We start from the raw sequence: 873 nt of genomic DNA on the forward strand, positions 1-873 counted from the left end.
TCGCGTAGCAAGGGCGGGAATGACACTGCCTGCAAAATCTCCTGCGCGCCGAAGGCGAGAATCATGATCATGCTCCTGCAAGTTCGTGATGGCCACCAATGGCCCTCAACTCAATCTGGTTCCTGCGACCGGGATGTCACCACTCCGCCGGCTTTTTTCGGGTAACGCCTAACGGGTGAACTGGCGAAGGCGTGCCCGCGTTCCCAAATGCCCACTTGTGGGCCGGCTCGCCTCGGGCTTTCTTTGCTGACATGCGTTTACGTCCGAAAACTCGGTAACTATTCGCCCTTGGCGATCTCGAATGAATGCAACCAAACCGACGGAGAGAAAGATGCGGCAGGCGCTGATCGTATGGGGCGGCTGGGAGGGCCATGAGCCCGAAGCCGGCGCCCGCGTCGTCAAGGCGATGCTCGAGGAGGAAGGCTTTGCCGTGCGCGTCGAGAACACGACCGCGGTCTTCGCCGACCCGGCGATCGCCGAGCTCAGCCTGATCGTGCCGATCTACACGATGTCCAAGCTTACCAAGGCGGAAGAAGCCAATCTGACGAAAGCGGTCGAAAACGGCGTCGGCCTTGGCGGGTACCATGGCGGCATGGCCGACGCATTTCGCGAATCGCCCGAATACCAGTTCATGTGCGGTGGGCAATGGGTCGCGCATCCCGGCAACATCATCGACTATCATGTGAATGTGACGCGGGGCGACGACCCGATCATGCGAGGCATCGAGGATTTCCCCTACCGGTCCGAGCAGTATTACATGCATGTCGATCCTTCGAACGAGGTGCTGGCGACCACCACTTTCTCCGGTTCACACGCGCCGTGGATCGACGGCGTCGTCATGCCGGTGGTGTGGAAGCGCAGGCACGGCAAGGG

Annotated in this window: 1 protein-coding gene; it reads left to right on the forward strand. The window is 60.8% G+C overall.

Annotated elements, in window-relative coordinates; translation table 11 throughout:
- Positions 1 to 331: 331 nt before the first annotated feature.
- The coding region (locus tag EOA24_RS39685; protein WP_127410913.1) for a ThuA domain-containing protein at positions 332 to 873 on the forward strand (542 nt) is incomplete at its 3' end.

Source organism: Mesorhizobium sp. M2A.F.Ca.ET.039.01.1.1, from assembly GCF_003998035.1.
Lineage (GTDB): Bacteria > Pseudomonadota > Alphaproteobacteria > Rhizobiales > Rhizobiaceae > Mesorhizobium.